Origin of the sequence: Aeromonas sp. S41-2, from assembly GCF_027705845.1 — a bacterium.
GTDB lineage: Bacteria > Pseudomonadota > Gammaproteobacteria > Enterobacterales > Aeromonadaceae > Aeromonas > Aeromonas hydrophila.
Genome location: NZ_JAPDCG010000001.1, coordinates 195887 through 218528, shown reverse-complemented (window position 1 = coordinate 218528; position 22642 = coordinate 195887). Strand labels below are relative to the sequence as shown.

At 64.6% G+C, this 22642-nt stretch carries 24 protein-coding genes; 10 read left to right on the top strand and 14 right to left on the bottom strand.

All coding sequences use genetic code 11. The annotated features are described in order from the left end of the window. Positions 1 to 199: 199 nt before the first annotated feature. Positions 200 to 2206, bottom strand: coding sequence for a methyl-accepting chemotaxis protein (locus tag OKC44_RS00995; protein ID WP_270810529.1), 2007 nt, complete (start codon positions 2204 to 2206; stop codon positions 200 to 202). Between the two features lie 188 nt (positions 2207 to 2394). Then, complete coding sequence (locus tag OKC44_RS00990; RefSeq protein ID WP_029303410.1) at positions 2395 to 3690, bottom strand: aromatic amino acid transport family protein; 1296 nt, start codon at positions 3688 to 3690, stop codon at positions 2395 to 2397. Between the two features lie 248 nt (positions 3691 to 3938). On the opposite strand from OKC44_RS00990, the gene OKC44_RS00985 reads away from it, so the two are divergent. The 4 genes from OKC44_RS00985 (at position 3939) to OKC44_RS00970 (ending at position 7075) form a co-directional block, all read left to right on the top strand. Further along, entirely contained in the window at positions 3939 to 4322 is a 384-nt protein-coding gene (locus OKC44_RS00985) for a Rid family detoxifying hydrolase (protein WP_005299455.1), read from the top strand. Between the two features lie 22 nt (positions 4323 to 4344). Then, complete coding sequence (locus tag OKC44_RS00980; protein WP_270810527.1) at positions 4345 to 5634, top strand: L-cysteine desulfidase family protein; 1290 nt, start codon at positions 4345 to 4347, stop codon at positions 5632 to 5634. A gap of 58 nt (positions 5635 to 5692) precedes the next feature. Continuing rightward, a complete protein-coding gene (locus OKC44_RS00975) occupies positions 5693 to 6346 on the top strand; it encodes a helix-turn-helix transcriptional regulator (RefSeq protein WP_005299461.1) in 654 nt (217 codons plus the stop codon). Between the two features lie 141 nt (positions 6347 to 6487). Then, positions 6488 to 7075 (top strand): histidine phosphatase family protein, encoded by a 588-nt coding sequence (locus OKC44_RS00970; RefSeq protein WP_024943748.1) that lies wholly within the window; start codon positions 6488 to 6490, stop codon positions 7073 to 7075. A gap of 58 nt (positions 7076 to 7133) precedes the next feature. Here OKC44_RS00970 and OKC44_RS00965 read toward each other — a convergent pair whose 3' ends face one another. Continuing rightward, entirely contained in the window at positions 7134 to 7811 is a 678-nt protein-coding gene (locus OKC44_RS00965) for an HNH endonuclease (protein ID WP_270810524.1), read from the bottom strand. A gap of 256 nt (positions 7812 to 8067) precedes the next feature. Between OKC44_RS00965 and OKC44_RS00960 the strand changes: the two genes are divergently transcribed. Together OKC44_RS00960 and OKC44_RS00955 are read left to right on the top strand one after the other, a co-directional pair. Next, a complete protein-coding gene (locus OKC44_RS00960; RefSeq protein ID WP_270811292.1) occupies positions 8068 to 8535 on the top strand; it encodes a hypothetical protein in 468 nt (155 codons plus the stop codon). A gap of 152 nt (positions 8536 to 8687) precedes the next feature. Further along, positions 8688 to 9056, top strand: a complete 369-nt coding sequence (locus OKC44_RS00955; protein WP_270810523.1) for a VOC family protein — start codon at positions 8688 to 8690, stop codon at positions 9054 to 9056. A gap of 123 nt (positions 9057 to 9179) precedes the next feature. Here the strand turns inward: OKC44_RS00955 and OKC44_RS00950 are convergent, their stop codons facing one another. After that, positions 9180 to 10763 carry an alpha/beta hydrolase gene (locus OKC44_RS00950; protein WP_270810521.1) on the bottom strand — a complete coding sequence of 528 codons (1584 nt, stop codon included), beginning with the start codon at positions 10761 to 10763 and terminating at the stop codon, positions 9180 to 9182. Between the two features lie 197 nt (positions 10764 to 10960). Continuing rightward, entirely contained in the window at positions 10961 to 12307 is a 1347-nt protein-coding gene (gdhA, locus tag OKC44_RS00945; RefSeq protein ID WP_270810519.1) for an NADP-specific glutamate dehydrogenase, read from the bottom strand. A 283-nt stretch (positions 12308 to 12590) separates the two neighbouring features. Here gdhA and OKC44_RS00940 point away from each other — a divergent pair, with 283 nt between their 5' ends. Further along, entirely contained in the window at positions 12591 to 12722 is a 132-nt protein-coding gene (locus tag OKC44_RS00940; protein WP_259231198.1) for a hypothetical protein, read from the top strand. A 214-nt stretch (positions 12723 to 12936) separates the two neighbouring features. Beyond that, on the top strand, positions 12937 to 13971 hold the full coding sequence (gene rluF, locus OKC44_RS00935) for a 23S rRNA pseudouridine(2604) synthase RluF (RefSeq protein WP_270810517.1): 1035 nt from the start codon (positions 12937 to 12939) through the stop codon (positions 13969 to 13971). 72 nt (positions 13972 to 14043) lie between these two features. Here the strand turns inward: rluF and OKC44_RS00930 are convergent, their stop codons facing one another. Together OKC44_RS00930 and OKC44_RS00925 are read right to left on the bottom strand one after the other, a co-directional pair. Further along, complete coding sequence (locus OKC44_RS00930) at positions 14044 to 15279, bottom strand: cyanate transporter (RefSeq protein ID WP_270810514.1); 1236 nt, start codon at positions 15277 to 15279, stop codon at positions 14044 to 14046. Then, positions 15272 to 15775, bottom strand: a complete 504-nt coding sequence (locus OKC44_RS00925; protein WP_270810512.1) for a nucleoside deaminase — start codon at positions 15773 to 15775, stop codon at positions 15272 to 15274. Before OKC44_RS00925 ends, OKC44_RS00930 begins: the two co-directional genes overlap by 8 nt. 111 nt (positions 15776 to 15886) lie before the next feature. On the opposite strand from OKC44_RS00925, the gene OKC44_RS00920 reads away from it, so the two are divergent. Beyond that, positions 15887 to 16735 (top strand): LysR family transcriptional regulator, encoded by an 849-nt coding sequence (locus tag OKC44_RS00920; RefSeq protein WP_016350286.1) that lies wholly within the window; start codon positions 15887 to 15889, stop codon positions 16733 to 16735. A 22-nt stretch (positions 16736 to 16757) separates the two neighbouring features. Here the strand turns inward: OKC44_RS00920 and OKC44_RS00915 are convergent, their stop codons facing one another. The 6 genes from OKC44_RS00915 to OKC44_RS00890 form a co-directional block, all read right to left on the bottom strand. Next, the gene (locus OKC44_RS00915; protein WP_270810508.1) at positions 16758 to 17957 is read right to left on the bottom strand and encodes an MFS transporter; all 1200 of its coding nucleotides are present in this window, start codon (positions 17955 to 17957) and stop codon (positions 16758 to 16760) included. 111 nt (positions 17958 to 18068) lie between these two features. After that, positions 18069 to 18536: a GyrI-like domain-containing protein gene (locus OKC44_RS00910; RefSeq protein WP_270810506.1), complete on the bottom strand. Its 468-nt coding sequence runs from the start codon at positions 18534 to 18536 to the stop codon at positions 18069 to 18071. A 39-nt stretch (positions 18537 to 18575) separates the two neighbouring features. Further along, complete coding sequence (rsmS, locus tag OKC44_RS00905) at positions 18576 to 18731, bottom strand: pleiotropic regulatory protein RsmS (protein ID WP_010634402.1); 156 nt, start codon at positions 18729 to 18731, stop codon at positions 18576 to 18578. An 81-nt stretch (positions 18732 to 18812) separates the two neighbouring features. Continuing rightward, positions 18813 to 19283, bottom strand: a complete 471-nt coding sequence (locus tag OKC44_RS00900) for an acyl-CoA thioesterase (RefSeq protein WP_011705527.1) — start codon at positions 19281 to 19283, stop codon at positions 18813 to 18815. A 20-nt stretch (positions 19284 to 19303) separates the two neighbouring features. Next, a complete protein-coding gene (locus tag OKC44_RS00895; RefSeq protein ID WP_024943735.1) occupies positions 19304 to 19603 on the bottom strand; it encodes a hypothetical protein in 300 nt (99 codons plus the stop codon). Further along, positions 19600 to 20448: an EamA family transporter gene (locus OKC44_RS00890; RefSeq protein WP_130632618.1), complete on the bottom strand. Its 849-nt coding sequence runs from the start codon at positions 20446 to 20448 to the stop codon at positions 19600 to 19602. Before OKC44_RS00890 ends, OKC44_RS00895 begins: the two co-directional genes overlap by 4 nt. Positions 20449 to 20511: 63 nt before the next feature. Here OKC44_RS00890 and OKC44_RS00885 point away from each other — a divergent pair, with 63 nt between their 5' ends. Next, entirely contained in the window at positions 20512 to 21162 is a 651-nt protein-coding gene (locus tag OKC44_RS00885) for a tellurite resistance TerB family protein (protein WP_270810502.1), read from the top strand. Positions 21163 to 21198: 36 nt separating this feature from the next. Here the strand turns inward: OKC44_RS00885 and OKC44_RS00880 are convergent, their stop codons facing one another. Beyond that, on the bottom strand, positions 21199 to 22638 hold the full coding sequence (locus tag OKC44_RS00880; protein ID WP_270810499.1) for an aminotransferase-like domain-containing protein: 1440 nt from the start codon (positions 22636 to 22638) through the stop codon (positions 21199 to 21201). Between the last annotated feature and the right edge of the window lie 4 nt (positions 22639 to 22642).

The following is a 22642-nucleotide window of genomic DNA, read 5'->3' as shown; positions in this document are numbered from 1 at the left end:
ATCCCCGGGCCTGTTGCAGGCAATAAAGGTAACGTTCGAATCTTGTTGTGGCTGAAGATTACCCCGCTTTATCCTCCGCGCACAATGGGCAGTTGATACTTTTTTCGCCAAGAAAAACAATGCTGCCCGATCGTCTGAATTGGCAAAAAAAACCAGCCCCGGCAGGGGGCTGGCGATGGTGTGGGTGATGGGCGCTGGCTCAGAGCACGAAGCTTTGCACCATGGCACGCAGCTGCTCGGTGAGCAGGTGGATCTGGCGGGCGGCGTCGCGGGCGGCGTTGGCCACCTGCAGCGCTTCGTCGCTGCCATCGGAGATGCGCACCACGTTGCGCTCTATTTCGTTGACCACGGCGCCCTGCTGCTCGATGGCGCTGGCGATCACCGAGTTGGTGTCGACCATGCTGCCCACCCGCTCGGTGATGGCACCAAAGGCCTGCTGGGCCTCCTGGGCCAGGCCGACCCCCTCCTGCGCCTCGCGGCTGGCGGCGGACATGGCGCTGACCGAGGCACGGGCGCCGGTTTGCAGCTGCTCGATCATCTGCTGGATCTCGACCGTGGCCCGCTGGGTGCGGTTGGCCAGCGAGCGCACCTCGTCGGCCACCACCGCGAAGCCGCGTCCCTGCTCGCCGGCGCGGGCCGCCTCGATGGCGGCGTTGAGCGCCAGCAGGTTGGTCTGCTCGGCGATGCCGCGGATCACCCCGATCACGCCACCAATCTGGCTGCACTGCTGCTCCAGCTGGCCGATGGTCTCGGCGGTGCGCAGCACCTCGCGATTGATGTGGTCGATGGCCTTGATGGTACGCTCGACCACCGCCTCGCCCTGACCCACCACGGCCTGCGCCTCCTGGGTCATGCGGGCGGCCTGCTGGGCGTTGCCCGCCATGTCGTGGGAGGTGGCGGCCAGCTCCTTGATGGCGGTGGCCACCTGATGGGTCTCCCCTTGCTGATCGGCGATCACTTCCTGGGAGCGGCAGGTCCGCGCTTCGATTTCGGTGGCGCTCTCCACCACGCTGACGCCGTTCTCCCGCACCCGCAGCATCAGGGTGCGCAGGGTCTGCAGGGTCACGTTGTAATCCCGGCTGATGGCGGCCAGCTCATCCTGGCCGACGATCTCGATCTGCTGGCTGAGATCCTGGGCGTTGACCCGGGCGGCGATCTCCCGCACCCGGCCCACGGTGCCGCGCAAGGAGAGATAGGCGCCGATCATCAGGTAGAGATAGGCCAGCAGGATGGCGGTCAGCGGCCCGGTCACCCACCAGAAGTGACGCTGGTTGGCGGTCATGCGCTGGTGCAGATCCGCCTCCAGCCGCTGGCGCACCTGACCGGCCAGCGCCGTGATGGCGGCATCCAGCCCATCCCCCAGCGCCAGCACCTCCTTGCTGGAGAGCTGCACCTGCTGATCCTTCATCATCTTGTTTTCCAGGGTGTCGACCCCCTGATGGGCCTGCTGCAACAGGGCGTTGGTCTGCTGGCCCAGCTCGCTGCGATAGGCGGGGGCCATCTTATAGAGCAGGGTCAGGTCGGCCTCCAGCTCTTGCAGGGTGGCGTTGATGAGGTCGAGGCGAAAGCGCAGCGCGCTGTAGCCCTGGGCCTGAAACAGGCCGAAGTCGGCGATGGTGGCGGCCCGATCCCGCACCTGGGCCAGCAGATCGCGCAGCTGGGGCAGCCGCTCGCTGGCGAGCACCACCATGTAGTAGGTGCCGAGCGCGGGATCCTGCACCAGGCTGCTGGCGGCGGTGGTGCTCTTGTAGAGGTGGCGTACCTCGGTCAGCAGCTTGTCGTGGCGCAGGTTGCTCTGATCCACCTCGAGCCCGAGCGCCTCGTTTTGCAGGCTGGACCACTCCTGGGCGAGGGTATCGAACACGGGGTTTTGCTGTTTGGTGGCGGCAAAGGCGGCCAGGCTTGCATCGACGGCCCGGGCCGCGGCCTTGACCTCCTCCTCGCCGACCGGGTTCTGTTCATAGCCGTGCCGGGTGACCAGGTTGCGATGGGTCAGCAGGGCCTGCTCGATGGCGGGCAGCGGCGCCAGCTTGACCACGCCGGCCAGCTCCTTGCGGGCCTGAGCGTTGTCGTCCTGCAGCCGACCCAGCAGGTTGGTCATGCTGTAGGCCAGCGGCAGCAGCATCAGGCAGGACCAGAGCAAAAACTTGTACTTGAAGGAGAGCTGATTGCCGAGCCGGATGGCGGGCGTGAATATCCATTTCATATGAAGCCTCGGGCCCCGACGGGGCGTGTAGCGGGATGGCTGGATATTACTCCTCGCCGGGTGGCTCGGCTGGGGGCGGGGTGGAAGTTGTGATCCCCTTGGCTTTTTCCCGTGGCGAGGGGGCTGAATGGGTCAGAAAAACGGGCCACCCTCAGGGTGGCCCGTTGCCGATGGGAGAAGGTTGCGGCTCAGTTGAACGCCAGGAAGGGCGAAACGCAGAGCAGCAGGCCGGTGACGATGATGATGTAGAGGGAGACCCCTTTGTACTTGTGCAGCGCCGGCACCTGATAGACCAGGTAGGCCGGGATGAGGCACCCCACCATGCCGAAGATGGGGCTGCAGATGGAGGTGAAGCTCAGCACCGGGGCGTTGAGCACGATGGCCCCCCAGGAGAGCAGCACGGTGAACAGCATGATGCCCTTGCCCACCAGCCCCTTGTTGATGCGATCTTCCGGCATCACCCGGCGCAGCAGGTTCATCGCCAGCCCCTGGCAGGCCTCGCGAAAGCCGAGATAGACGCCGAAGTAGGCGGTCATCACCGCGAAGATGTTGAGGGTGAGGCTGAGCAGCTTGAGGGTTTGGCCCGGCATGCCCTGGGCCACCATGGCCAGCGCCGAGATGTTCTCCTCGGAGGCCTTGACCGCCTGCTCGTGGCCCATGGCCAGGGTGAAGGAGACGGCGTAGAAGAACACCACCACGAACAGGATGCCGAAGGCGATGTTCATGGCGCGCATCGCCTTGAAGCGGGCCACTTCCAGGGATTTTTCCCGCGAGCGGTAGGAGATCACCATGGGGCTCAGACTCTGGATGAAGAGAATGGAGGTGAGGGTGAAGGGGAGCATGACGATGGCATCCTTCAGCCAGTCACCGCTGGCCGGCATGGCGGTGATGTTGGCGGCATCCCACTTGCTCACCATCATCAGGCCGAGTACCGCCACCACGCTGATCTTGGTCAGCACCATGAAGGTGGAGATCTTGAACAAGAGGTTCTCGCCGCGCGACGCCAGTGCCACCAGGGCGCAGATCAGCACCAGCCCGTAGAAGGGATTCTCGGAGAGCAGTTGCTGGGTGACCCCGAAGCTTTGCAGGAAGGAGGCGCTGTCATTGGTGATGGCGGTGGAGTAGACGAACACCCAGATCACCAGCATCACGAAGTAGAGGGCGCCGAGCAGTACGCCCCAGTTCTTGCCGAGGTAGCCGCTGATGACGCTGGGGTAGTCCTTGCACTCGGGCGAGGTGGCCAGGGTATTGATGAAGAGGCGCTGGAACATGTACATGGCCGGGTAGCCGATCACCGCCGACAGCAGAAACACCCACAGCCCCATCAATCCCACCTGCACCGGCAGGAAGACGATCCCCGCCCCGATGGCCATGCCGATGCTCATGATGACCCAGCCCCAGTCGGTGCTGTCAAAACGAACCGCTTCTTTCCATTCCAGCGTGCCCATCACGGGCCGGGTGAGTGTCGTACTGTGCGCGTCCATAAAATACCTTGTTTTTGTAGGGGTAAAAATCAGACGCAAATATAGTTGAATAAAAAGAGGCAAAACAATGCTTTTTATCGCTCTTCTACCTAAAGAGGGAGACAGATCACGCTTTCAATTTGCACCTGCTACCGAATTTATCGCTGTTTTTGCAGGTTTTAGTTGAATGGAATGCCTAATAAGCAAATAATGTTGAACAAGACGAGACTATTGATTGCAAAAATAATTGCATTTTAAGGAGTGGCGATATGAAAAAGATCATCGTGGCGGATGCCGCACCCGATGCCATCGGTCCCTACAGCCATGGCACTGCCTATGGCGACCTCATCTTTACCTCCGGCCAGCTGCCGGTGTGCAAACAGCAGGGCGGCGTGGTGGAAGGGGGCATCGAAGCCCAGAGCCGTCAGGCGCTGGAGAACCTCAAGCATGTCTTGGAAGCCGCCGGCGGCAACCTGGATACCGTGCTCAAGACCACCTGTTATCTCGCCGAGATCAGTGATTTTGCCGCGTTCAACGAGGTTTATAAACGCTATTTCCTGAAAGATTGCCCGGCCCGCAGCTGCTTTGCGGTGAAGGATCTGCCGATGGGTGTCAGGGTGGAAGTGGAAGCGATCGCTCACATCGCTGGTTAATGTTGATAGAAAGGGTGTTCTGATGAAGCAAGCGTGGCAGCAGTATCTGCAGATTATTCAACAGGTTGTCAAACCGGCGCTGGGTTGTACCGAGCCCATCGCCGCCGCTTATGCCGCCGCCGTCGCCGCCCGGCAACTGGGCTGCAAGCCCGTCCGGCTGGAGGTGGTGGTGTCGGACAACCTCTACAAGAACTCCATGGGGGTCTATGTGCCGGGCACCGGCAAGATTGGGCTGGCCATTGCCGCTGCCGCCGGCGCCATCGGCGGTAACGCCGAGGCCGGGCTGGAGGTGCTGGCCGCTATCACGCCGGCCCAGGTCGCAGAGGCGCAGGAGCTGATCGATGCAGGCCAGGTGCAGGTGAGCCGTACCTCGGCCCCCGAGTTCATCTATTGCCGGGTCCGGCTGCTGGGCCTTGATGCAGAGGGCACCGAGCACAGCGCCGAGGTGACCCTGTGCGGCGGCCATACCCGCATCGTCGAGCAGCGCCGCAATGATGACGTGACCTTCACGGCCGAGCAGGGCCAGGGTGGCGCCACCGGTGCCATCTGCGACGGGGTCGACATCAGCATCGCCGCCATTCATGAGTTCGCCACCCAGGTGGAGTTCGAGCAGATCCGCTTTATCCTGCAGGCCTCCGAGCTCAACGGCAAACTCTCCGACGAGGGGATGAACAACCCCTACGGCCTCGAGATCGGCCGCACCATGCAGCAGAACATCCAGGCCGGCCTCATCGGCGAGGACGTGATGAACCGCATCGTGATGCGCACCGCGGCGGCCTCCGATGCCCGCATGGGGGGCGCCAGCCTGCCGGCCATGAGCAACTTCGGCAGCGGCAACCAGGGCATCGCCGCCACCATCCCGGTGGTGGTCATCGCCGAGCGCTTCGGTGCCAGCGAAGAGCAGCTGGCCCGCGCCCTCATCATGAGCCACCTGGGGGCCATCTACATCAAGTCCCACTATCCGCCGTTGTCGGCCTTTTGCGGCAACACGGTCACCAGCGCGGCGGCCGCCATGGCCATGGTCTATCTGGCAGGCGGCAGTTTCGAGCAATCCTGCCACGCCATCCAGAACGTGCTGAGCGACAGCGCCGGCATGGTGTGCGACGGCGCCAAGGCCTCCTGTGCCATGAAGGTGAGCACCTCCTCCGGGGCGGCGGTGCGCGGCTTCCTGATGGCGCTCAACAGCCATGCGGTATCGGGGCAGGGGATCGTGGCGGGCAATGTGGAGCAGACCATTCGCAACGTGGGCCAGATGGTCAAAGACGGCATGTCTGCCACAGACAGCACCATTATTGATATCATGTCCGCCTGAGTGTCCCTGTCGGCTGCTACCCTTGCCCGGGTCGGCGGCCCTTTTATAAGGTTTCAATGTGAAGCTGCAAGAGCTGAGTCAGACCGATTTCGAGATCCTCAAGGCGATGGAGATCATCGTGGACGGCATCGCCGCCATGTATGGCCAGCACACCGAGGTGCTGCTGCACAGCCTGGATGCGCGCAATCCGTCGATCATCAAGATTGCCAACGGCCATATCACGGGGCGCAGCGTCGGAGCCCCCATCACCAACCTGGCGATGATGAAACTCAAGAGTGGGCAGGATATCTCCAGCCCCTACATGACCAAGTGCGCCACCGGCAAGACGCTGCGCTCACTCACCACCGTCATTCGTAATGGCGAGGGGCAGGCCATCGGTTTGCTCTGCATCAACACCGACATGGATGCCCCGCTGCAATCCGTGCTGCGCACCATGATGCCGGAGTGCCTGCACGGCCACGATGGTCATGCCACCCCGGAGGTGTTTGCCCGCAACATCGACGAGGCCCTCAACAGCACCATCGACACCGTCAGTGCCGAGGTGCGCGGCAACGAGGCGGTGCCCCCGTCCCAGAAGACCCGGGTCATGGTCAACCAGCTGCATGAGCTCGGCATCTTCGAGCTCAAGGACAGCGCCCAGATAGCGGCCCGCCAGCTCGGTATCTCGGTTCACTCCATCTATCGCTATCTGCGGGAGATCAAGAAGGGCTGAGCGCGGCGCCAGCCAGCATTAACGGGTCAGCATTGACCCGTTTTGTTTTTTTACGCCCCCGCCTGCGCCTTGGCTGCCCCGGCGCATCTGTTATCATGCCTCTTCTGTTTTTGTTATCTCATTGAACCTGCTGGAGAAACCATGTCCCGTACCCTCTATCTGCTGCGCCACGGCCAGACCCGTTACAACGCCGAACTGCGGCTGCAGGGGCGCTGCAACTCCGAACTGACCGCCAAGGGGGAAGCCCAGGCCCTCGCCATGGGAGCTCGTCTGGCCAAGCTCCTGGCCGAGCCCGCCGACTGGACCCTTTACGCCAGCCCCCTCGGCCGGGCGCGCCAGACCGCGGAGCGGGTGTGCCAGCAGCTTGGCTTGGACCAAGCGCGTATCGTCTGGGACGAGCGGCTGGTGGAGTTGGGGATGGGGGAGTGGGAGAGTCGCCGGGTGCCCGAGCTGCTGGCGGCCCACCCCGAGCTGGATCTGGAGCAGCCAGACTGGTATCTGCAAGCCCCCGCGGGGGAGAGTTTTCAAAGCATTCAAGGCCGGGCCCTGAGCTGGTTGCAGGATGAGCGTATCGCCGAGCGCGCCATCGTGGTCTCCCACGGCCTGTTCGGCGCCATGCTGCGCGGCGCCTATGCGGACTTGGATTACACCACCACCTGGCTGCAGGAGTTGCCGCAGGATGCCTTCTTCAAACTGAGCGGCGGCCGTATCGAGCGCATCCCCTGCTGATCCCGACCAAAACGGCTCGCCACTGGCGAGCCGTTTTTTTATGAGCGCAGCAGGCGCGTTATTCTCGCACCAGCCTGGGTAGCGCCTGGTAAAGGGCCTCACGTTTTTGTGCCTGGTTGACGCCATAGTGCAGCTCACGGTGGCAATTAGGGCAGAGCGCCACCGTGTTGCTGATGGTATCCGAACCCCCTTCGGCGAGTGTGCGCAGATGATGCACCTCTAAGAAGGCGTCCCCCGTGGTGGCATGAAAAGGGGCCGGTTGTGCGCAGCTTTCGCAGTGGCCCGCCGCCGTCATCAATACCCAAGCCTTCACCTTTGGATCCCGCCCATAGCCAGGGTTGGCTCCATAACGCTGCTGTGGTTCTTGGATGCCGATGGGCGTGGGGAGTACTGGCTTGATCTTGTAGCGGCTCACTTGATGCTCAAAGGCAGCCTTGCCGGTATAGGGTTGGCCATCGAGCTCACAGAGCAGGCGCTCTATGATGGGGGCATTGTGGGGGCCCACGTTTTTAGCCGGCTTGAGACCTGATACCCAGGTCCGCCCTAGCAGGGCGCAGATATAGGAGATGTTCTGCATTCGATACTCGAATGCCTTCTCGGTGCGGCCAAACTGGTTAGCGAGTTCGGTGTAATAGCGCTTCTTGACGAAGGGGATGCCATTTTGCTCCATGGTGCGCATCGCCAGGTAGGCGCCGACAGTCGCCCTTAATTCCTCTTCTGTCCATGTCCCGCGCAAAACTGGCTCCTCAGCACTGTTTCTCGGTCGCCTTGAACCCCGACATGATCGGGATGGCCCCATCCGAGTTACCTGATATGGCGCGCATCTTAATCCAATCGACACCTTATTTCAGCTGTATCGGTACAATAATGTGTGCATCATCAAGCAATTAGCTGATAGTAAGCAGTAGGCTAGAGTGGGTCCTTTCGTTAAGGACTTAGAGTAGGGGAGTTACAAACGTCAATTCACCCAGGTCAACCACAAGGAGGTGGTGATGGATCCGGTTTCTTATCTTTTCTCGGCTTATCTCAATCTGGTACAGCAGCAGGTAGCGGATATTTATGGCACTGAGCTCAAATCGCTGGTGGTGGAGTATGAGGGGGAACAAATCCCCTTTGCCTTCCAGTTTTGGCAGCTGCAGCCGAAAAGCGTCTGCCGCAGCTACGAGCAGGATGCACGGCGCTTCAGCCAATGCACCGTCAAGGCGGCGGCACTATTTAACAAGCTGTGCGATCAGTTGTCGCGCCAGGACGACAGCCACTCGCAGCAGCCCCAGTATCGCGCCATGTATTGCGCCGCTTCAGTTAACTACCGCCCCATGATCGCCGACATTCGCGAGAGCAAACCGAATGCGGCTCGGCAGGCTGAGCGCGCCTGCAATCAGGCCATTCTGGCCGCGATGGGTAGTGATGATGAAACCCTGCTGGCCCAGCGTGACCAGGCGTGTCGCACCCAACAGTAAGGCCACCGCCGCCTTCACTCAGCTAGCGGCTTTGCTCAGCCATCTTTGCGCCATTCGGCACACTTGCCAGGTGGGGAATTGAGTATGATGAGGGCGCCCACAGGTCAGTCTGTCGGGCCAGCGCTATCGACACACAGCAGCCAGGAGGGGACATGATCAGCCATATCGACCATCTGGTATTGACGGTCAATGACATCGAGCGGGCCGTCGCGTTTTACAGCTCAGTGCTCAATATGGAAGCCATTACCTTTGGGGCGGGGCGCCGGGCCCTGCGCTTTGGCAACCAGAAGATCAATCTGCAACTGCTGGGGCAGGAGCCGCGCAACCGGGCGCAGGTGGGCTCGGGGGATCTCTGCCTCATCACCCGCTGGCCGCTGGAACAGGTCATCGCCCAGCTCCATTGCCACGGGGTGGAGATAGTGGAGGGGCCGGTGACCAAGAGCGGAGCCTGCGGCCCCATCGAGTCGGTCTACTGCCTGGACCCGGATCAGAACCTGATTGAGATCAGCCGCTATCCCTGATGGCGCTTGGCATCGGGTGACGGCCAGTTGATGCCGCCCTGCCGGGGCGATTGGGGCAAGTGGTGAGAGGCTCCGCGCTAACCCCATCCTGACGCACAGCCGCAACGGGCCCTGGCAAGGGCCCTAGAAGGGAGCCTCGCTCTCCTGCGCATCCTGTAGAAACTGTTCCCGCTCCGCCTGATAGGCGGCTTCGTCTTCGCTGTCCCAGACCGGGGTTGGCTGTTTGCCGGCCGGCGGTTGGGCTGGCGCCGTCAGCGTCTCTATCACCTTCTCCTGCAGATAGGGGAAGAAGGGGTTGGAGGAGGTGCGGGTGAGGGCGCCGGGGTTGACGATCAGTACCCCGCGCTCACCGCGCAGGGCCAGCCCTCCCAGATTGATGCCGTATTGCTCGCGCTGCTCGGGCCGTGGCGCCATGCCATAGAGGGGGTCATCCATCGGGAAGGGCAGGGCCACGTGGGAGAGGGAGTAGATCTCCCTGGGGTAGTCGATGTCGAGGGGCTGGATCTGCTCAGGCCCACCACCGGCCGGCAAACTGCTGGCCTGGGTGCGGGTGCTGGAGGGTGCCTGGTTGCCCACCACCGTCAGCCGGTAGGAGAGCGGCGGGCGTGGCAGCAGGTGGCTCAGCGCCAGCTCGGAGGCGCTGCTCAGCAATGGGCCGAACAGGGTGCCGCGGTTGATGTCGAACAGCACCAGCTCGCTGCCGTTGGCAGGCAGGAAGTGGTAGAGATCGGCGATGATGGAGCGGGTACTGACGGTGTAGTCCATCACCGACTGGAAGGTGAGGGTGGGCGGGAAGGCCGCCAACTCGCCGCTGGCGGCCTGCTCACGCACCTGCTGCTGGATGGCGTGGGTCAGCCGGTAGGACTGGCGCGCGCCGTTGACCGGAAACGAGTTGTACTTGAAGGGGTTGAACTCCGGCATGGTGTCGAGCCAGGCGGCGCTGGCAAAGGCGGGCAGCAGGGCGGGCACCGCCTTGAGGCCGGCGAAGCGGGCAAAGCGGGTCACCCCGATCATGGGGGAGATGAGCACCAGCCGATCCGGTCTTGCCAGCGTGCCCGTCTTGTCACCTTCCGCATCGAGCGCATATTTCACCGCCAGCGCGCCGCCGTTGGAAAACCCCACCAGATGCAGCGGCAGCGGGCTGGGCGCCAGCACCCTGGCCTCGCGCACCGCCAGCCGGGTGGCGGCCAGCCAGGTCTCCCAGTCGATGTCGACCAGCCCGGCCGGCACGGTGCCGTGGCCCGGAATGCGCAGCCCCAGGGCGATAAAGCCCTGCTTACGGTAGCGCTGGGCCAGGTGGCGCAGGCTGTAGGGGGAGTCGGTCAAACCATGCAGGAACACCGCCACCCCTTTCACCTCGCCGCTCGGGCGCAGCAGATAGGAGCGGTTCCAGTCGGTTGCAAAATGAGCCGGATTGATGGGGGCATCCTGATAGTAGCGATTGCTGTCTAGCTGCTGCTCCGGCGGCGTTCTGGCGATCACCTCCTTGGTCACCAGCTCGAACAGCTGCTGCTCGTGGGCCAGATAGGCCTGCCAGTCGCTGTCATCGAGCTGCTCGGCGCTGAGCTCGGGTGGCACCAGGGTGTGCCAGGGCTGCAGCGGCGCCGCCTGCCAGGCGAAGTAGGCTACCAGGGCCCAGCCGAGCAGCAGCAAGCCCAGCAGGCTGAGAAGAAGGCGGCGAACGAGGCGGCGGGTGCGAGCCAGCATGGGAGAGTCCTTGGCACTGATAAAAGAGGGGCGACCCCGCGTCCACGGTGGCCGTACTAAGGGTCGAAAGCTGGCTTAAAGCCTAAGGGAAACAAGGTGATAAGTACAGACAGTGAGCGGCTCATCCGAGCAAACAGAGGGCAGCCCCGGGGCTGCCCTCTGTGGTAAGGCTGTCCGTCTTCGTGGTCGCTGGCGCGTCAGCAGACCCCCTGGGCCAGCATGGCGTCGGCCACCTTGACGAAGCCGGCGATGTTGGCGCCGCTTTCGTAGTTCACGTGACCCGTCTCATCCTGACCATAGTGCACACAGGTGGCGTGGATGCTGGTCATGATCCCCTTGAGGCGGGCATCCACTTCCTCCCGGCTCCAGCAGAGGCGCTGGGCGTTCTGGCTCATCTCGAGGCCCGAGGTGGCGACCCCGCCAGCGTTGGCGGCCTTGCCCGGGGCAAACAGCACCTTGGCCTCGTGCAGGCGACGGATGGCGGCGGCGCTGCTCGGCATGTTGGCCCCCTCGGCCACCAGTTGCACGCCATTGGCAATCAAGGTGACGGCGTCCGACTCATCCAGCTCGTTCTGGGTGGCGCAGGGCAGCGCGACGTCCGTCGGCAGGTGCCAGGGGGTGCGGCCGCTGAAAAACTCCAGCCCCTCCTCATGGGCGTAATCGGCGATGCGCTTGCGCTGCTCGTTTTTGAGCGCCATCAGCCGCGCCAGTTTCTCGGGGGTAAAGCCCGCCGGATCGTAGACGGTGCCGCCGGAGTCGGAGGCGGTGATGACCCGGGCGCCGAGGGCCATCGCCTTCTCGATGGCGTACTGGGCCACGTTGCCTGAACCCGACACAGAGACCGTCATGCCGTTCAGGGATTGCCCCCGGTTGGCCAGCATGGCCTCGACGAAATAGAGCAGGCCGTAACCGGTGGCTTCCGGGCGGATCAGGCTGCCGCCAAAGGAGAGCCCCTTGCCGGTAAAGACGCACTCGGCGCTGTTGGTGAGCTTCTTCATCATGCCCGCCATGTAGCTCACCTCGCGCCCGCCCACCCCGATGTCGCCGGCCGGTACGTCGGTGTCGGCGCCGAGGTGGCGATGCAGCTCCAGCATCAGCGCCTGGCAAAAACGCATCACCTCACCCTCGCTCTTGCCCTTGGGATCAAAATCGCTGCCCCCCTTGCCACCGCCCATGGGCAAGGTGGTGAGGGCATTCTTGAAGGTCTGCTCGAAGGCGAGGAACTTGAGCACCGAGGTATCCACCGAGGGGTGAAAGCGCATCCCCCCCTTGAAGGGGCCGATGGCAGAGCTGTGCTGCACCCGGTAGCCCCGGTTCACCTGCACCTGGCCTCGATCATCCACCCAGCTCACCCGAAACTGGATCAGCCGCTCCGGCTCCACCAGCCGCTCCAGCAGGCCGTGCTGCAGATAGCGGGGGTGGCGCGCCACATAGGGCCAGATGGAGGCGATCACCTCGCTCACGGCCTGAATGAACTCCGGTTGGTGGGGATTGCGGCTGGCGACCTGGGCCAGAAAATCCGCCTGGGAGAGGGAATGACTCATCTGTAACTCCTGTAGTGAAGGGTAAAAGTGGCCTCTTGCCAGAGAAAAGTGCGCACCCTGCAGCCAAATTTATGGTTTTTGTCAGGCCTGGATGCAGGTGAATATTTGGTGTTTTTCGCAATTGGGCGAAAATTGTTGTGCGAATCGCCGAAAACAGCAGAAAAGAGTGCCGGAAGGAGCAGATAATTCGCGCGAATCAAAATCTTTTTATGCATTTTTGATTAATAAATAGCAAGAAAATGTTGCTGTCATTTGGCTTGGATTATCGTTAGCTGCATATTTCATGCATCTTTATGGCGTAGTGAGAAAACCCCGCACAACGGCGGAAGTGGCCATTGCCATGCTGATTTCGGTGGCGCTGGTGGCAATCGAACGGCCGCGCATGGCGATGCAATATCGGGGGCTGACCGCGTGACAGGGTGCGCATTTTGCGAGAAGGGGACGGGCCGAGTGCAACTATCCGGCGTGTGTCAGGGGGCAATATGTTAATGTGTCGGCGCTTTTTGCCGGACAGGTCGGTAGCGGCCTTTTTTGAAGATGGAATGATATGCACAATTTTGAGTTAGTGAACCGGCAGCGTGCCGCCCTGATGACCCGGATCCAGGCCGCAGGCCAGTGGCAGGTGACCCATGCTGGCTGATGAATCCATGCGCCTGAACAAATACATCAGCGAGAGCGGCATCTGCTCGCGCCGCGAGGCCGACCGCTTTATCGAGCAGGGCAACGTCTTCATCAACGGCAAGCGGGCCGGGGTGGGGGATCAGGTGTTTGCCGGGGATCTGGTCAAGGTCAACGGCCAGGTGATCGAGCCGCGCGAGGCGGACAGCCTGGTATTCATCGTCCTCAACAAGCCGGTGGGCATCGTCTCCACCACCGAGGCGGGCGAGAAGGACAACATCGTCGACTTCGTCAATCACAGTACCCGCATCTTCCCCATCGGCCGGCTCGACAAGGACTCCCAGGGGCTCATCTTCCTGACCAACCACGGCGATCTGGTCAACAAGATCCTGCGGGCGGGCAACGATCACGAGAAAGAGTATCTGGTGACCGTGGACAAGCCGGTCACCGACGAGTTTATCCGGGGCATGGGCGCCGGCGTGCCGATCCTGGGTGCCGTCACCAAGAAGTGCAAGGTGAAGAAAGAGGCGCCGTTCGTGTTTCGTATCACCCTGGTGCAGGGGCTGAACCGCCAGATCCGCCGCATGTGCGAGCACTTCGGCTTCGAGGTGACCAAGCTCGAGCGTATCCGCATCATGAACGTCAGCCTCAAGGGGTTGCCGGTGGGCGAGTGGCGCGATCTCACCGACGACGAGCTGATCGAGCTGTTCAAGCTGATTGAAGACTCCTCCTCCGAGGTGAAACCAGCCAAAGGCGGGCAAGCTGCCGCCGGGCAGGGCGGTAAACCCAAGGCATCCGCCGCACAAGCCGGCAAGCCGGCTCCGGGCAAAAAACCGCGCCGGGATGATGACCACGAGATTGGCGGGCGTCCCAACGTGCCGGGGCCGTCGGCATTTGAAAGCAAGAGCCCGGCCGGCAAAGGTGGCGCGGCAAAAGGCGGCTCGGCAAAAGGGAGCACAGGCAAAGGTGCCCCAAGCAAGGGGGCCAAACCGGCCGCCGGCAAACCGCGCGCCGGTCAGGGTGGGCGGCAGAAGAAGGGGCGCTAAGCCCCCCTCACTCCCCGCGTTGACATTAAAAAACACCGGCCACAGGCCGGTGTTTTTGTTTTGGCGATTGAGCTAGGCGGAAGGGGTGTTCCGCGTCAGCGGGGCAGTAGTTTCGTTGCTGGATTGTCGCATCGCCCTCGGGTAGTAACGCGGGTCGAGGCGTAGGACCAGCAGGCTCATCAGCACCAGGCCGGCCAGCTGCCACTGCCAGGCTGCGGCGAAGTCACCGCTCAGGTGATGCAGGCGGGCCGCCACCCAGGGGCCGGTGGCCGCCAGCATGAAGCCGAACCCCTGCATCAGGGCGCTGAGGGTGCCGGCGCGGCGCGGATCCGGCAGGTGATCGAGCGCGATGACCATGATGAGGGAGAAGCTGCCGCCAAGGCCGGCGCCGCACAGCATGCACCAGAGGATGGGGGCGGCAGTCGGCGCCAGCCAGAGGCCGCCAAAGCCCGCCAGTTGCATGGCGATGGCCAATCCCATCCAGGGGCGGCGATCGAGCCGACGGGCGGCCAGCAGCGGCAGGCCGAGGCCGCTCACGGTCTGGGCCAGCGCCAGCCAGGCCACCAGCTCGCCGCCTTGCTGGGGGCTCCAGCCCTGCGCCATGTAGGCCGGCGCGAGCCAGGCCACGACGATGCCGTAACCGCTGTTGATGATGCCAAAGCAGCTTATCAGCAGCCAGCTGCGGGGCAGGCTGATGAGGCGCTGCTCGCCGCCACCGGACACTGCCACCGGCGCTGCGGGCAGCCGTACCCGCCAGCCGAGCCAGCCCATGGCCAGCAGCACCGGCAGGCTCCACAGCGCCAGCGCCTGGGACCAGTCGAGCCGGGCGGCGAGCTGCGGGGTGAGGCTGGCACCCAGCGCCCCGCCCCCCATCATGCAGGCCGAGAAGATGCCCATCACCAGCGGCACCTTCTGCGCAAAGGCCTGCTTGATGAGGCCGGGCAGTACTCCCTGCACCAGAGCCGAACCCAGCCCGCAGAGGGCGGCACTGGCGATGAGCAGGGCACCGCTGGCCGCCTCGAAGCGCATGGCGCTGCCCATTCCCAGCAGCAGCAGGGCAGCCCCCAGCAACTGGCGCGGCCCGGTGCGACTGCGCAGGGCCGGGGTGAGCAGCACGCCGCCGCCGATGAGCCAGAGCGGCAGCAGGGTCAGCCAGGCCAGGGTATCCATGCCAAGCCCGAGCGCCTCGGCAATGTCGCGGCTCAGGGGGCCGATGGCAGTGAGAAACGGCCGCAGGTTGAGCCCGATCAGGATCACCAGCACCAGCAGGGCCTGCTGCTGGCGCGCATCGATGCGGGCCTCAACCATGGTCTGGTGCACCGTAGAACTCGGCGGCGGCCAGCGGGCTCGGCAGCTTGATAAGCGGCAGGGGGGCAGGGGCGAGGGGCAGGCCCAGTTTTTGGTAGGCGGCCGTGCTGTCAAAACCGAACGGGGCCGCATCCTCGTTATCGAAGGCGTAATAGACGGCGGCAATGCCGTTCATCACCAGGGCGCTCAGGCACATGGGGCAGGGGTGACCGCTGGCGTAGACGATGGCGCCCGCCAGCGGCCCGACCTGGCTGGCCTGGCGCAGGGCTTCCAGTTCGGCGTGGCGGGTGGGGTCGCCATCCAGGTGCATGCCGTTCACGGCGCTGGTCACCAGCTGGTTGTCTCGCACCAGCAGGGCGGCAAAGGGGCGGCCTCCTTGCCGGCGGTTGTGGAGGGCCAGCTGCAGCGCCTGCTCCAGCCACTCCTGATGGCTGGGATTGGCGGTCAGCGACGCGATCAGGCGTGAGCCGGCGGGTTCGGCAAGGGAGTGGGGCATGACGGATCCTCGAGGCAAAGGGGATGGGAGGAGACCAGCCTAGCGGGGGAATCAGTCATGGGGAAATTAAATGATAGAATGACATCCAGTGGTTTTGTAAATGGAGTCGCCATGCTGGATCCCCTCTTGCTGCGCAGCTTTGTCGCCATCGTCGACAGCGGCAGTTTTACCCGCGCCGGTGAACGGGTGCACCTCACCCAATCCACCATCAGCCAGCAGATGCGACGGCTCGAACAGCAGCTCGGCTGCCCGCTGCTGGACCGCTCCGGTCGCCAGGTGGTGACCACGGCAGAGGGGGAGAAGCTGCTGGGGCTGGCCCGCAGCATCCTGGCCCTGCTGGCCCGGGCCGAGGAGCAGGTGGCCGAGGCCAGCCTGCAACTGAGTCTGGGGGTACCGGAGGATTTTGCCGCCGGCGCCATCGCCCCGGTGCTGGCAGCCTTTGCCCGCGATTACCCGCAGGTGCGGCTGGAGGTGCACAGCGGCCTCAGCCACGAGATCTGGCAGCGCTTCGAGGCTGGCGAGCTGGATCTGGCGCTGGTCAAACAGGCGCGGGGACAGGGGGCGCCGCGCGCCTGCTGGCGCGAGCCACTGGCCTGGGTCGACAGCCGTGCCTGGCCCGCCAGCGAGCGGGATCCCTTGCCGCTGGTGGTGTTCCCGAGCGAAGGGCTCTATCGGCGGCAGGTGACCGAGGCACTCGACGGGATGGGGCGGCGCTGGCGCATCGCCTACGTCAGCGCCAGCCTGGCCAGCCTGCAGGGGGCGGTGAGCGCCGGGATCGGGGTCAGTTTGTTGCCAAGACGGCTGTTGCAACCGGATCAGCGGGAGCTGACCCACTGGCCGGCGGTGGCGCCGGTGGAGCTGGCGCTGCACCTGGGGGCGGAGCGCGGCGAGCCGCTCACTCGGCTCTGCGAGGCCCTCATCAGTCTGTGTGATCGGGTGATGGGGCCCGCTGAGCGGTGAGGAGACGCAGGCAGGGGCCTGCTTAGCGCACCCTGGTGCGCACGATCAGCAGGGTGATGAGCGCCAGGGTGAAGACGAGCGGGGCCCAGGCACCGTGATGGCTCACCAGAGTGGCGCCGGCGGCTGCCAGCCCGGCCACTCCCTGCTGCAGGAAGCCGCACAGGGCCATGGCGTAGGCGCCGTGCTCGCGGCCATCGCTCACCGCCAGCGCCATGCTGTTGGGAAAGAGCACCGCCTGCCCGAAGATGATGAGGCAGTAGCAGGTCATCATGGCCACCAATCCACCGCTGCCCTGCAGGGCGCCCAGTGCCCAGAGCAGCAGCATGCCGCCGGCCGCCAGCAGTATGAGCGCGGCCCCCTGGCGCATCAGCTGGCGACCTCCCACCCGGGCGACCCGCCGGTTGACCGTCATGGCGCCGGCGAAGTAGGCGACCCCGATCAGCAACCCCAGGCTGCCGAAGGTGGTGACCTCGAGGGCAAACCCCTGTTGCAGCACGAAGGGGCTCACCTCCTGCAGGGTCACCGTGATGGCAAAGCCGATGCCACCGGCGCAGGCCGGCCAGAAAAAGCCGGGGCGGCGCAGCAGGCTGGCGTAACGGGCCCACATGCCGCCGCCCGCCGCCGCCGGATTGGGCCCCTGCAGCGGCAGGCTGCTCATCAAGAGCAACGCCAGCACACCGACCCCGGCCATCAGCACGAATCCCAGCTGCCAATGGGCATAGCGGCTGATGAGGCCGCCGATCCACTGACCGCCGCCGAGGGCGGTGATGAAGGCGATGGAGAGCACCGAGAGGCGGCGCGCCAGCTCATCGCCGTGCCAGTGATCCCGCACCAGGATGCGGGCGATGATGGCCGCCCCGCCGGCCGCCACCCCTTGCAGGGTGCGCAGGATCAAGAGCAGCGGCCCCTGGCTGGTGGTGGCCAGCAGCAGGCTGAGGCCGATAAACAGCAAGAGTGACAGGGCGAGGGGCAGCCGGCGACCGTAGCGATCGGCGGCGGCGCCCCAGAACAGCACCGGCAGGGCGGCGCCGATGACGAACAGCGAGATGGAGAGCTCGGCCCCTTGCCGGGTCATGGCGAGATCCGTCATCACCACGGGCAGGGAGGGAAGGTAAACGGTGGTGGCCATCTGGGCCATGAAGACGATGAGGCAGGCCAGTGTCATGATGCGGGCGGAGCGGCTCCAGAGACCGGCCTGGTCGAGACATTCCTGGTTATCCATAACAACTCTCGGGCAGTAAGGGAGCCATATCCTTGCACTGCCCGAGCGCCGAGTCAGCCCCTCGTCTGGGTTAAACCTTGCCGGTTTATCAGGACAGGGAGCACTGGATGCTCAGGCAATGGCCTGGCGCGGCAGCACGGCGAGCCAGAGTTCGACCTCGCCGCTGCCGGTCTCCGGGTCAAAGGCGGTGCCATAGCGCTCGAAATCGGGCTTGTGGGCCGACTGGTAAGCGGACTGCGCCAGCCAGTCCAGCGCCTGTTGCCAGGTGTGCGGCATGGTCGAGACATGCCCCTGATGCAGGAAGACGGCATAGGTCTGGGGCTCGATGCGCATCCGCCCCAGCGTCCTGGGCAGCACCTCCAGCGCGGCGACCTCCACCGCACACATGTATTCGCACTCGGTGGCGGTCACGCCGCAGATGACGCCATAGGCATGCTCGCCCAGCTGGCCCGGCAGCGGGCCGAGGGCGCTGAAATCGCGCCATTGGCCGCCGAAGTCGGCGTGGGCGAAGGCATGGTGACGACGCAGGCCGCCTAGCAGCATGGGGCGGCCGGTTTCAAAACGGATGGGATCTGTCATGACACCTCCTGGGCAAAATGGGGTGGCAGCGCTGCGCGCTCAGCACTCCTTGCCTTCGCTGAGCTTGCGTTGATAGTCCGCGGAGACGATGGCCAGCGCCGCCAGGGCGAGGGCCGGCTCAATCCGGTTGGTCTCCAGCAGTTCGATGAGATCCACCGCGAGCTGGACCTCGGGCGGGGCAGTTTCCAATGACATGACAGACTCCATAACGGGGAAAACGCCATTATACAGGGCCGCTCCCGGATGGGGACCTGTCTGGTGTTGCGGGCGACCCGGCTAGAGGTGCTGGCGCATCTCCTGCTCGATCTGCTCGCGCAGGGCCATCAATTTGAGGGCGTACTGCTGCAGCTGCCGATCGCTCTCGTTTTGCGGTTGCCACTGGGGCACCGGAGTCGGTTTGCCGCTCTCGTCCATGGCCACGAAGATGATGATGCAGTGGGTGGTCTTGTGGCGCTCCCGGCTGGCCGGGTGGCGGCTGTAGACATCCACCGCCAGGTGCATGCTGGTGGTGCCGGTGTGGATCACCTGGGCGTGCACCTCCACCAGCTGGCCTATCTGGATGGGGCGCAGAAAACGGATCCCCCCCACGTAGACGGTCACCGCGTAGCCGCCGCACCAGCCGGCGGCGCAGGCGTAGCCCGCCTGATCGATCCACTTCATCACCATGCCGCCGTGTACCTTGCCGCCGAAATTCACATCGGCGGGCTCGGCCAGAAACTGCAGGGTCAGCTCGCGGGGTGGGGTCATGGGTGCTCCTTGATTGAGGGTCATTGCCGGTAGCTCTTGCGATAGGCGTCAGCCTGCTGGCAGGGGGCCAGGTTGTTGAGATCGGGCCGCTTGTTGCCCTCGCGCTGACCGAAGCTGGCGAACTCCTGCTGGCATTTGGCGGCCTTGCCACCCGCCTTGATGCAGGCGTCGATCCGCTGTTGCTTGCCCTGCTCGACCAGCTGCTGCTGGGCCTGCTGGCAGGCGGCATCCAGCTTGGCCTGTTTGGCATCCCTGTCTTCTACCGCGGCCAGCAGGCTGGCCGAGAGGCTGCAACCGAGCAGCAGTATGGCAATTTTCATGGCTTTTCTCCTGAAGGGGGGCGTCCCGCGATGACCAGGGCTATCCCCCCCAGAATGCCCAGTGATGACAATAACAACCGCAGCGACCAGGACTCATCCAACCAGATGAGCCCGGCCAGGGCGGCGAGCAGAGGCACCAGCAACTGCACGCTGGCGGCCAGGGTGCGACCAAGGTGGGGCAGCACCAGATACCAGAGCGCATAGCCAAGGCCAGAGGCCAGTGCACCGGAGGTCAGGGCATAGCCGATGGCGGCGGGGCTGGTCTGCAACTGCCCGAGCAGCAGATAGAGCAGGGCGGCTGGCAGGCTGGCGCGTAGAAAGTGGCCGGCGTTGGCGGCGATGGGATCGGCAAAGCGCGAGGCCCGCAGGGTATAGCTGGCCCAGGCGATGCCGGCCAGGATCATCAGAGCCGCCCCGAGCGGATCCGGCGCACTGAGGCCGGGCAGCAGCAACACCAGCAAACCCGCCATGGCGAGCAGCAGGCCGAGCCACTGACACTTGGGCAGGGACTCCCCGCGCAGCAAGGGCGGTGCCAGCATGCTGAGCTGGACGGCGGCAAACAACAGCAGGGCGCCGGTGCCCGCCGTCAGGGTGAGGTAGGAGAACGAAAAGGCGGCGCCATAGGTGACCAGGGCCAGGGCGCCCCCCCAGTCTCCCTGGCGGGGCGACTGCTTGCGCGCGCCGCACAGCAGCACCAGTACCAGGGCGCCGCTGGTCAGGCGCAGCAGGGTGAAGAGGGCGGGATCCATCCGTTCTTCGAACAGGGCCAGCCGGCAGAGCACCGAGTTGGCGGCAAACGCCATCAGGGTCAGCAGGGTCAGCAGCAACAGGCGTGGCAGTGGCATCCATTCACCTTGAGTTCAGTGGGCGCAGCCCAGCATGGAAAATCATGCAAAAGAGGAGGTCTTATGAAACAAATGCTGGAGCAATTGATGGGCGCTGGCAAGGGCTGGCTCAACGAAGGCGGCGACAGCCGCAAGGCGCAGATGAAGGGGATGGCGCAAGGGGGTCTCGCGGCCGGTGCCATGGCCCTGCTGCTTGGCAACAAGAAGATGCGCAAATATGGTGGCAAGGTGGCGGCGGTGGGCGGCGCGGCGGCGCTAGGCGGACTGGCCTACAAGCTCTATCAGGATTGGCAGGCCCAGCAGTCAAGCCCGGCCCAGCCGACCCAGCCCCTCGATACCCTGCAGGGCAATGCGTTGGATGCCAGAGCTACTCTGCTGGTGCGCGCCATGGTGGCGGCAGCCCGGGCCGACGGTCATATCGACGGCGACGAGCGCCAGAAGATCCAGCAGTACCTGACCGAACAGGGCCAGAGTGATGCGGCCCGCTGGATCGATGTCGAGCTGGCCCGCCCGCTCGACCCCCACGCCCTGGCGCGGGAAGTGACCGACATGGAGCTGGCGACCGAGGTCTACCTCGCCTCCCTGCTTGCCATCGACGTGGATCACTTCATGGAGCGCGGCTATCTGGACGAGCTGGCGCGCGCCCTCAAGCTCGATGACAACCTCAAAGGCAGCATAGAGCGGCAGGTGGCCCAGCTGGATGCCCCCGCCTGACCCCCGCTCAGTACATGGATTGTCGATAAGGCCCCGTCACGGGGCCTTGTTGTTTTTGGTGGGGACAACGGCCAGTTGCCGATGGATCAGCTCGGCCAGCCGGACCAGGGCGGCCTCCAGCTGCTCGCTCCAGGGATGGGAACTGTTGAGGCGCAGGCAGTGGTTGTGCAGCCCCTTGCTGGAGAAAAGGGCGCCGGGGGCCAGTGAAAAACCGCTGGCCAGCGCCTGGGCGTGCAGGGCGCGGCTGTCGAGGTGCGGGTCAAATTCGAGCCAGAGAAAGTAGCCGCCATCGGGGGAGGAGATGCTCACTTCCCCCGGCAGCAGGCGCAGCAGGGCGGCCCGCATCTGTTGCTGGCGCTGGGCCAGGGTGTGGCGCAGCCGGCGAAAGTGGGCATCCACCCCGCCCTGGCGCAGCATCTCGGCCAGCGCCAGCTGGCTTGGCACATTGGTGGAGAGGGTCGACATCAGCTGCAGTCGCTGTACCCGCTCGGCGTGACGACCGGCCACCACCCAGCCGACCCGAAAGCCGGGCGCCAGGCACTTGGAAAAGGAGCTGCACAGCAGGCTGTCGCCACTGGTATCCCAATACTTGATGGGCCTTGGCCGCTCGCGGCCGAAGTAGACCTCGGCATAGACGTCGTCCTCCACCAGCGCGACTCCGCGCCGGTTGAGCAGCGCCATCAGCGCCTGCTTGTGGTCATCCGGCATGGTGTGACCGAGCGGGTGCTGGACATTGCCCATCAGCCAGCACGCCTTGATGGGGCGCTGGGCGAGGGCCTCCTCCAGCAGGGCGAGATCGATGCCCACTCCCGGGATCACCGGGATCTCCACCGCGTTCAGCTTGAGTCGCTCGATGGCCTGCAGGGCGCCGTAGAAGGTGGGGGATTCCACCACCACCCAGTCGCCGGGCTCGGTCAGTACCTGCAGGCTGAGGGAGAGCGCCTCCATGGCGCCGGTGGTGATGATGATCTGCTGGGGATCTACCGCCAGCCCCTCGCCGGCGTAGCGCTGGGCGATGGCCCGGCGCAGCGCCTCGTTGCCGGGAGGCAGATCTGCCACCGTGCTGAAGGGATCGAGCCGGCGCATGCTGCTGGCCAGCGCCCGGCCGAGCTGGGGGTGGGGGAACAGGGTGGGATCGGCCACCGCCATGCCGAGCGGCACCAGTTCCCGCGACTTGCTCGCCTGCAACACCTCGAACACCAGATCGTTGATGTCCACCGAGCCGCTGTAGTGGGCCTGCTGGGGCAGGCTGGCGGCCGGGCGGGAGGGGGCGGCCTTGACGTAGTAGCCGGACTGGGGCCGCGCCAGGATGAGGCCGCGGCTTTCCAGCAGCTGATAGGCCTGCAACACCGTCATGGGGCTGAGGCCATGGGTCTTGCAGCTCTGGCGGATGGAGGGGATGCGCTCCCCCGGCTGCCAGAGGCCGCTCGTTATCTGCTGTTGCAGCTGATCTGCCAGCTGGCCGTATAGGGACATGGGA

Coding starts and splice junctions, on each gene's coding strand:
- OKC44_RS00995 (WP_270810529.1), bottom strand. CDS start 2,206: ATGAAATGGATATTCACGCCCGCCATCCGGCTCGGCAATCAGCTCTCC.
- OKC44_RS00990 (WP_029303410.1), bottom strand. CDS start 3,690: ATGGACGCGCACAGTACGACACTCACCCGGCCCGTGATGGGCACGCTG.
- OKC44_RS00985 (WP_005299455.1), top strand. CDS start 3,939: ATGAAAAAGATCATCGTGGCGGATGCCGCACCCGATGCCATCGGTCCC.
- OKC44_RS00980 (WP_270810527.1), top strand. CDS start 4,345: ATGAAGCAAGCGTGGCAGCAGTATCTGCAGATTATTCAACAGGTTGTC.
- OKC44_RS00970 (WP_024943748.1), top strand. CDS start 6,488: ATGTCCCGTACCCTCTATCTGCTGCGCCACGGCCAGACCCGTTACAAC.
- OKC44_RS00960 (WP_270811292.1), top strand. CDS start 8,068: ATGGATCCGGTTTCTTATCTTTTCTCGGCTTATCTCAATCTGGTACAG.
- OKC44_RS00955 (WP_270810523.1), top strand. CDS start 8,688: ATGATCAGCCATATCGACCATCTGGTATTGACGGTCAATGACATCGAG.
- OKC44_RS00950 (WP_270810521.1), bottom strand. CDS start 10,763: ATGCTGGCTCGCACCCGCCGCCTCGTTCGCCGCCTTCTTCTCAGCCTG.
- gdhA (WP_270810519.1), bottom strand. CDS start 12,307: ATGAGTCATTCCCTCTCCCAGGCGGATTTTCTGGCCCAGGTCGCCAGC.
- OKC44_RS00940 (WP_259231198.1), top strand. CDS start 12,591: ATGCATCTTTATGGCGTAGTGAGAAAACCCCGCACAACGGCGGAAGTG.
- rluF (WP_270810517.1), top strand. CDS start 12,937: ATGCTGGCTGATGAATCCATGCGCCTGAACAAATACATCAGCGAGAGC.
- OKC44_RS00930 (WP_270810514.1), bottom strand. CDS start 15,279: ATGGTTGAGGCCCGCATCGATGCGCGCCAGCAGCAGGCCCTGCTGGTG.
- OKC44_RS00925 (WP_270810512.1), bottom strand. CDS start 15,775: ATGCCCCACTCCCTTGCCGAACCCGCCGGCTCACGCCTGATCGCGTCG.
- OKC44_RS00920 (WP_016350286.1), top strand. CDS start 15,887: ATGCTGGATCCCCTCTTGCTGCGCAGCTTTGTCGCCATCGTCGACAGC.
- OKC44_RS00915 (WP_270810508.1), bottom strand. CDS start 17,957: ATGGATAACCAGGAATGTCTCGACCAGGCCGGTCTCTGGAGCCGCTCC.
- OKC44_RS00910 (WP_270810506.1), bottom strand. CDS start 18,536: ATGACAGATCCCATCCGTTTTGAAACCGGCCGCCCCATGCTGCTAGGC.
- rsmS (WP_010634402.1), bottom strand. CDS start 18,731: ATGTCATTGGAAACTGCCCCGCCCGAGGTCCAGCTCGCGGTGGATCTC.
- OKC44_RS00900 (WP_011705527.1), bottom strand. CDS start 19,283: ATGACCCCACCCCGCGAGCTGACCCTGCAGTTTCTGGCCGAGCCCGCC.
- OKC44_RS00895 (WP_024943735.1), bottom strand. CDS start 19,603: ATGAAAATTGCCATACTGCTGCTCGGTTGCAGCCTCTCGGCCAGCCTG.
- OKC44_RS00890 (WP_130632618.1), bottom strand. CDS start 20,448: ATGCCACTGCCACGCCTGTTGCTGCTGACCCTGCTGACCCTGATGGCG.
- OKC44_RS00885 (WP_270810502.1), top strand. CDS start 20,512: ATGAAACAAATGCTGGAGCAATTGATGGGCGCTGGCAAGGGCTGGCTC.
- OKC44_RS00880 (WP_270810499.1), bottom strand. CDS start 22,638: ATGTCCCTATACGGCCAGCTGGCAGATCAGCTGCAACAGCAGATAACG.